The 7,610-nt window shown below is 68.1% G+C and carries 8 protein-coding genes and 1 pseudogene; 7 read left to right on the forward strand and 2 right to left on the reverse strand.

Going from position 1 to position 7,610, the window contains the following annotated elements; all coding sequences use genetic code 11:
- From AC1D2K_RS25225 to AC1D2K_RS25235, 3 genes are all read left to right on the forward strand, one after another.
- The coding region (locus AC1D2K_RS25225) for an FAD-dependent oxidoreductase (protein WP_478091883.1) at positions 1-549 on the forward strand (549 nt) is incomplete at its 5' end.
- Positions 550-553: 4 nt separating this feature from the next.
- On the forward strand, positions 554-1,654 hold the full coding sequence (gene zapE, locus AC1D2K_RS25230) for a cell division protein ZapE (protein ID WP_478091885.1): 1,101 nt from the start codon (positions 554-556) through the stop codon (positions 1,652-1,654).
- On the forward strand, positions 1,651-2,310 hold the full coding sequence (locus AC1D2K_RS25235; RefSeq protein ID WP_478091887.1) for a hypothetical protein: 660 nt from the start codon (positions 1,651-1,653) through the stop codon (positions 2,308-2,310). Before zapE ends, AC1D2K_RS25235 begins: the two co-directional genes overlap by 4 nt.
- On the opposite strand, the gene AC1D2K_RS25240 is transcribed toward AC1D2K_RS25235, so the two are convergent.
- Entirely contained in the window at positions 2,297-3,067 is a 771-nt protein-coding gene (locus AC1D2K_RS25240) for a PP2C family protein-serine/threonine phosphatase (RefSeq protein ID WP_478091889.1), read from the reverse strand. The genes AC1D2K_RS25235 and AC1D2K_RS25240 overlap by 14 nt on opposite strands.
- Positions 3,068-3,192: 125 nt before the next feature.
- Between AC1D2K_RS25240 and AC1D2K_RS25245 the strand changes: the two genes are divergently transcribed.
- Together AC1D2K_RS25245 and AC1D2K_RS25250 are read left to right on the forward strand one after the other, a co-directional pair.
- Positions 3,193-3,396, forward strand: a complete 204-nt coding sequence (locus AC1D2K_RS25245; protein ID WP_286368180.1) for a DUF465 domain-containing protein — start codon at positions 3,193-3,195, stop codon at positions 3,394-3,396.
- Entirely contained in the window at positions 3,396-5,399 is a 2,004-nt protein-coding gene (locus tag AC1D2K_RS25250; RefSeq protein ID WP_478091891.1) for an ATP-dependent DNA helicase, read from the forward strand. Before AC1D2K_RS25245 ends, AC1D2K_RS25250 begins: the two co-directional genes overlap by 1 nt.
- Before the next feature lie 54 nt (positions 5,400-5,453).
- Here the strand turns inward: AC1D2K_RS25250 and AC1D2K_RS25255 are convergent, their stop codons facing one another.
- Complete coding sequence (locus tag AC1D2K_RS25255) at positions 5,454-6,263, reverse strand: outer membrane protein assembly factor BamD (protein ID WP_478091892.1); 810 nt, start codon at positions 6,261-6,263, stop codon at positions 5,454-5,456.
- A gap of 23 nt (positions 6,264-6,286) precedes the next feature.
- Here AC1D2K_RS25255 and AC1D2K_RS25260 point away from each other — a divergent pair, with 23 nt between their 5' ends.
- Positions 6,287-7,303 (forward strand): RluA family pseudouridine synthase, encoded by a 1,017-nt coding sequence (locus tag AC1D2K_RS25260; RefSeq protein ID WP_478091895.1) that lies wholly within the window; start codon positions 6,287-6,289, stop codon positions 7,301-7,303.
- A 128-nt stretch (positions 7,304-7,431) separates the two neighbouring features.
- A pseudogene (locus AC1D2K_RS25265) lies at positions 7,432-7,610 on the forward strand (SMC-Scp complex subunit ScpB); the annotation flags it as partial.

The raw sequence follows: 7,610 nt of genomic DNA on the forward strand, positions 1-7,610 counted from the left end.
GTCGGCCTCCAGCTCGACGAGCGGGGTGCGATCGTGGTCGACGAGGAATGCAGGACCAGCCTGCCGAACGTCTGGGCCATCGGCGACGTGGTGCGCGGCCCGATGCTCGCGCACAAGGCCGAGGAAGAGGGCGTGGCGGTGGCCGAGCGCCTCGCGGGCCAGCACGGGCACGTGAACTTCAATACGATTCCGTGGGTGATCTACACCTCGCCGGAAATCGCCTGGGTCGGCCAGACCGAGCAGCAGCTCAAGGCCAGCGGCCGCGCGTACAAGGCGGGAACCTTTCCGTTCCTGGCCAACGGGCGCGCACGCGCGCTCGGCGACACCACCGGCATGGTCAAGTTCCTGGCCGATGCGGCCACCGACGAGATCCTCGGCGTCCACATGGTCGGCCCGATGGTCAGCGAGCTGATCTCCGAAGCCGTGGTGGCGATGGAGTTCAAGGCCAGCGCCGAAGACATCGCGCGCATCTGCCATGCGCACCCGTCGCTGTCCGAGGCGACGAAGGAAGCGGCGCTGGCCGTCGACAAGCGCACGCTGAACTTCTGAGGTCGTGACTACCGTCAGGCAGGCGTACGACGCGGAGCTGGTTGCGCGGGGATATCAAAGCGACCCCGCGCAGCTGCGCGCCGTGGAGGCCCTCGACCGCTGCGCCAGCGAGTGGGCCGCCTACAAGGCGCAGCGTTCCAACGCGTTCAAGAAGCTGATCAACCGGCCGGAGATTCCGCGCGGGGTCTACATGTACGGAGGCGTCGGCCGCGGCARGAGCTTCCTGATGGACTGCTTCTACAACGCGGTTCCGCTCAGGCGCAAGACGCGGCTGCACTTCCACGAGTTCATGCGCGAGGTGCATCGCGAGCTGGCCGATCTGCAGGGCACGGTGAATCCGCTGGACGAACTCGGCCTCAGGATCTCCAAGCGCTACAAGCTGATCTGCTTCGACGAGTTCCATGTCGCGGACATCACCGACGCGATGATCCTGCACCGGCTGCTGGCGGCGCTGTTCGAGAACGGCGTGGGCTTCGTCACCACCTCCAATTTCAAGCCCGACGACCTCTACCCCGGGGGACTGCACCGCGACCGCATCCTGCCGGCGATTGCCTTGCTGAACCAGCGGCTCGAGGTTCTCAGCGTGGACAACGGCACCGACTACCGGCGTCGCACGCTGGAGCAGGTGCGGCTCTACCTCACGCCGAACGGAGCGGTGGCCGACAAGGAGATGCGCAAGGCCTTCGAGCGCTTGGCCGAGAGTGCTGACGAGAATCCGGTGCTGCACATCGAGTCGCGCGAGATCCATGCCCGGCGCAAGGCCGGCGGCGTGGTCTGGTTCGACTTCAAGACGCTGTGCGGCGGCCCGCGCTCGCAGAACGACTACCTGGAGATCGCGACCCAGTTTCACACCGTGCTGCTGTCCGACGTGCCTTACATGCCGGTGCGAATGGCTTCGGAAGCACGCCGTTTCACCTGGCTGGTCGATGTCTTCTACGACCGCCGAGTGAAACTGATCATGTCGGCCGAAGTGCCGCCCGAGGCGTTGTACACCGAGGGTCCTCTGGCCCATGAATTTCCTCGCACGGTGTCGAGACTCAACGAGATGCAGTCGACCGAGTTCCTGGCGCTCGAGCGGCGCACCGTCGACACACGACTGACATGAAGAACACTGTCCTCGCATTGCTGATCGGCCTGGCGGCGGCGCCGGGCTGGGCGCAGCTGGGCGCAACCACCGGCAATCTCGATTTCGATGCCGAGCGTGGCCGTCTGGCGCAGGAGCGCAAGGCGCTCGACGAACGCTTCAACACCGAGCAGGCCGCCTGCTACAAGAAGTTCGCCGTCGAGGATTGCCTGAGGGAGAGCCGCCAGCACCGCCGTCTCGCGACCGACGACATCAAGCGACAGGAAGCCGCGATCAACGACTTCGAGCGCCGGCGCCGGGGTGCCGCCGCGCTCGACAAGTTCGAGGAGAAGGACACCCATCCGCGCGCGAAGGACTCGCAAGAGCAGCGCGAGCAATCGCTGAAATCGCAGCAGGAGCGCGAGCAGCGCGCGGCCGAGCATGCCGCCAGCCGCGCCCAGGCCGCCTCCGAGGCGGCCGAGCAGCAACGTCAGTTCGAGGCCAAGCAACGCGCCCACGCGGACGAGCAGGCGAAGGCGGCCCGTCGACGCGCCGAGGCGCCGGTGGCACGCCAGGCCTACGAGCAGAAGCTGCAGAATGCCGAGCGTCAGCGTGCGGAAAGCGAACGTCGCAATGCCGCCAGGACCCAGCCGCGCTCCGCGCCCTTGCCGGAGCCCGCAGCGGCTACTCCTCCGTAGGCAGGTCTTCCAGCTTCAGCACGGCGACCGAAATGTTGTCGCCACCGCCGTGCGCGCGCCGGCGGGCCTCGGCGACCAGCAGTTCGACGGCCTCGCGCGGCGCCTTGGCCGCCAGCAGTTCACCCATTTCAGCCGGAGTGAAGTAGTGCCACAGCCCGTCGCTGCAGGCCATCAGGACGTCGCCGGTCTTCACCCGAGGGATCAGGTGGACATCGACCGGCGGGGGCGTGGACTTCATGCCGAGACAGCCCAGCAGGATGTTGCCCTGCGGATGGACGCTGGCTTCGTCCTCGTCGATCTCGCCGCGGTCCACCAGCACCTGCACATACGAGTGGTCCTTGGTCCGCTTGACCAGGCGGCCTTCATGAAAGTGATAGATGCGCGAATCGCCCGCGTGGATCCAGGCGCAGTCGCCCTCCGGATTCAACAGGAACGCGGCCAGGGTGCTGTGCGGCTCCTGCTCGCTGGACACGGCCGTGAGCTTGATCACGGTATGGGCGTCGTCGAGCATCTGGCGCAGCATGCCCACCGGTTCATCGCGCCCGGGCTTGTAGCGCGCGAAAAGCTGGCGCGCGGTCAACAGCACCTGGTCGGACGCCTTGCGCCCGCCGCTGCGCCCGCCCATGYCATCGGCGACCACCCCGAGCACGCAACCCTGCGCGCGCGGGTGGGTCAGGATCAGGACCTGGTCCTGCTGGTAGGGGCGATCTCCCTTGTGGAGACCGGTGGCGGCTGCGAGTCGAAAGCCTCGTGTCATGTGGCGCAGTGGGCGCCGATGGCGCGGTCTTTGATGAAAGTCGTGCGAACGCGATGAAGTCGTATTATCGAGCGAACGCGAGCCGCGGCCAGGCCGCTCCTGCATCGCTTTTCGTACCGATTCCCTTGGACTCCAATCTTCACTCATTTTCCCGCCAGCTGATCGAGCTTCGGATCGAACACGCCGACCTCGACGCCACCATCGACCGGTTGGGCGACGTCGTCCCGCAGGACGAACTGCTGCTGCGGCGCCTGAAGAAAAGGCGTCTGGCCCTGCGTGACCAGATCGCGCGCCTGGTCGACCTGCTCGACCCCCAAGAGCCCGCCTGATGCCGCTGGAACAAGAAGTGCGCGAGGTCTTCGCGCAGGGCGGGGTGCTCTCTCATGCCGCCGATCATTTCCGGGAGCGCGAGGGGCAGACCCAGATGGCGCTGGCCGTGGCGCGCACCATCGAGCGCGGCGGCGTGCTGGTGGTCGAGGCCGGCACCGGCGTCGGCAAGACCTTTTCGTACCTGGTGCCGGCGCTGCTGAGCGGCGAACGCGTGCTGCTGTCCACCGCCACCAAGACGCTGCAGGACCARCTGTTCGGCCGCGATCTGCCGCGGCTGGTCACGGCGCTGGGCCTGCCGGTGCGCACGGCGCTGCTCAAGGGCCGTGCCAGCTACCTGTGCCTGCACCGGCTCGAACTGGCGCGCCACGACAATTCGCTGCCCGAGCGCGGCACGCTGCGCACGCTGGCCAAGATCGAGCAATGGTCCAAGGCCACCCGTACCGGCGACCTGGCCGAGCTGCCGGGACTGGACGAGCGTTCGCCGCTGATCCCGCTGGTGACGTCGACGCGGGAGAACTGCCTCGGCGCGCAGTGCCCGCAGTTCAAGCCCTGCCATGTCAACCTGGCGCGGCGCGAGGCCATGGCGGCCGACGTGGTGGTCATCAACCACCATTTGTTCTTTGCTGATCTCGCGGTGCGCGAGTCCGGCATGGCGGAACTGCTGCCGACGGTACGCGTGGTGGTGTTCGACGAGGCGCACCAGCTCAACGAGACCGGTGTGCAGTTCCTCGGCCTCCAGCTCGGCACCGGCCAGGCGCTGGATTTCGCCCGCGACCTGCTGGCGGCCGGGCTGCAGCTGGCGCGCGGACTGGTCGACTGGCAGCAACTGGTGGCGGCGGTCGAGCGGAGCGCCCGCGAACTGCGCCTGGCGGTCGGCAAGCAATGGCCCGGCGCCAAGCTGCGCTGGGCGGGTGATTCGCCCGAGGGCATCGCGGCGCAGCCCTGGCAGGAAGCCCTCGAGGCCTTGCAGGAGGCCTTCGAGCAGGCCGCACGCGGGCTCGACACGGTCAGCGAGCTGTCGCCCGACTTCGTCCGGCTGCACGATCGCGCGCAGCAGCTGTCTCAGCGCGCGCGGCGCTTTGCCGAACCCTGCGCGTCAGGTTCGGTGCGCTGGGTCGATGTCGGGACGCATCTGCGTCTGGTCGAATCCCCGCTCGATATCGCCGAGGCGGTACGCACGCGGGTGCTCAAGTCCGATACGGCCGAGCCGGAGGAAGAGGGCCGCGCCTGGGTGTTCACCTCGGCCACGCTCGGCGACGACCCGAGGCTGCGCTGGTTCACCGAGCCTTGCGGCCTCGACGATGCCGAGGTGCTGCGGGTGCAAAGCCCGTTCGACTACGCGCAGCAGGCCGCCCTGTACGTGCCCCGGGCGTTCCCCAAGCCCAATGACCCCGCGCACAGCCAGCAGGTGGCGCTGCTGGCGGCCCGCGGCGCCGCCACCCTCGGAGGCCGCACGCTGGTGCTGACGACCACGCTGCGCGCGCTGCGCGCCATCGGCGATGCGATGAAGGCGCAGTTCGAACGCATCGAGGCCGGGCAGCGGCCCGAGGTGCTGGTCCAGGGCGAACTGCCCAAACGCGTGCTGATGGATCGGTTCCGCGAAGGTGCCGGCGACGGCCGCGCGGGTTGCGTGCTGGTGGCGTCGGCCTCGTTCTGGGAAGGGTTCGACGCACCGGGCGATGCCCTTCAGCTGGTCGTGATCGACAAGCTGCCGTTCCCGCCGCCCAACGATCCGCTGGTCGAGGCGCGCTCGCAGCGGCTGGAATCCCAGGGCCGAAGCGCGTTCGGCGACTATTCGCTGCCTGAGGCCGCGGTATCGCTCAAGCAGGGTGCCGGCCGGCTGATCCGACGCGAATCCGACCGCGGCGTGCTGGTGATCTGCGACACCCGGCTGGTCGCGATGGGCTACGGCAAGCGTCTGCTGGCGGCGCTGCCGCCGATGCGCAGGATCGAGGGCGAAACCGAACTGGATGCCGAAATCGCCGCATTGAGAGGCAACTGAGCCTGCCCCCACGCTCGCTCGGCCTTGGCCTGAGACAGCCGAGCGGTCAGACGGCTACCAGAGCTTCCACCAAGGGTCGTCCTTGGCCCGGAAGCCGCGCGTCAGGTACTCGCTCTTCGGGTAGTTGGTGGTCAGCACGCGCTGGGTGTCGTCGCGCAGATCGGTCATGCCGAGCTTGTCGTAGGACATGTACATGATGTACAGCGCCTCCTCGAGCGCAGGCACTTCGCGGTAGTCCGCGAGCGCGAGCTGCGCGCGGTTGATGGCCGCCAGGTAGGCGCCCCGCGTGTAGTAGTAGCGCGCCACGTGCACCTCGTACTGCGCCAGCGAGTTGACGATGTAGTTCATGCGCAGCCGCGCATCCGGCGTGTAGCGCGACTGCGGGAAGCGGGTCACCAGCTCCTTGAACGACTCGAACGATTCCTTGGCGGCCTTCTGGTCGCGCTCGGAAAGGTCCTGGCGCGTCATCCACGAGAACATGCCGAGGTCGTCGTTGAAATTGATCACGCCCTTCAGGTAGAGCGCATAGTCGATCGCCGGGCTGGCCGGGTGCAGCTTCATGAAGCGGTCGAGCGTGGCGATGGCCGACACCTTGTCGCTGGCCTTCCACTGCGCATAGGCCTTGTCGAGCTGGGCCTGCTGCGCCAGCGGCGTGCCGGCGGCGCGGCCTTCGAGCTTCTCGAGCAGCGGCACCGCCTTGTCGAAGGCGCCCGAGTTCGTCTCGTCCTTGGCTTCCGAGTAGATCCGGTTGGGGCTCCAGTTCGCGGTCTTGTCGGCTTCTGTCGTCGAGCAGCCGGCGACCAGCCAGGCGGCGGTGCACAGAGCCAGCCAGCCGGGGACCACCGATAATTTGGCGCGAAACATCAAAGAAGGCTTTCGTGAAACAGTTGCCCTCGATTATATCGGCCACCCCCCTGGTGGACTCCCCGGAGGCCGCGGAGCATGACGAGGGCGCGGAGCTCTCCGCCGCCAGCGAGGTGCGCGCCTTCCTGTTCGGGCCGGATGAGCATGGCCAGCGGCTGGACCGCGCGCTCGCGAACCTCGTGCCGGAGTTCTCCCGCAGCTACCTGCAGCAGCTGATCGACGCCGGAATGGTGGAGATCCAGGGCCGCGTGCTGACCAAGTCCTCGGCCACCGTGCATGCCGGCGAGGCCGGGCGGATCGAACTCCGGCCGACGCCGCAAAGCCAGGCTTTCAAGGCCGAGCCGATGGCGCTCAGCGTACTGTACGAGGACGAACACCTGCGGATCATCGACAAGCCGGTCGGCCTGGTGGTCCATCCGGCCCCCGGCCACTGGAGCGGGACGCTGCTCAACGGCCTGCTGGCGCTCGACCCCCGGGCGGCGCTGCTGCCGCGCGCCGGCATCGTGCACCGGCTCGACCGGGACACCAGCGGGCTGATGGTCGTCGCGCGCAGCCGCCAGACGATGGACGCGCTGGTCGCGCTGATCGCCGCGCGCGAGGTCAAGCGGCAATACCTGGCGCTTGCGCATCGCAGCTGGCAGGGCGCCGGCGCGCGCCATGTGGAGGCTCCGATCGGGCGCGATCCTCGCAATCGGCTGCGCATGGCGGTGGTCGACCTCGAGCGCCATTCGGGCAAGCCGGCCCGCACGCTGGTCGAGGTGCTCGACAGCAACGACCAGGGCTGTGCGGTGCGTTGCACGCTCGAGACCGGGCGGACCCACCAGATCCGGGTGCACATGGCGTCGATCGGCCACCCGCTGGTCGGCGATGCGCTCTACGGCGGTGCGCCCGCGGCCGGCCTGGCGCGGCAGGCGCTGCATGCCTTCCGGCTGGGATTCGAGCATCCTGTCACGCACCAGCCGATGGAGTTCCGCTCGCCGCCGCCCCCGGACCTGCTTCAGGGTTTTTCCGAATGGGGCCTGGATTACAATCGCGCCTGACGGTCCCGAGGGCCGCGCCGGCCGCCTGATGCCGGTTTTGCGTTGCTTTTCGCCGCGTGCCGGCAGCGCCTCCTTCCATCCTTCTGAACAAGCGTCCTCGAGGCGCCTTTTCCCGGATAACGCGAACCATGAATACGGCGGATGCCAAGCGCATTCTCGAAACCGCCTTGATCTGTTCGACCCAGCCGTTGCCGGTGCGCGAACTGCGCGTGCTGTTCGACGACGAACTGGGTGCCGACACGATCAAGTCGCTGTTGCTCGAGTTGCAGGAAGACTGGTCGCAGCGCGGCCTGGAGCTCGTGAGCGT

The organism is Variovorax sp. P1_H12_2, assembly GCF_056405335.1.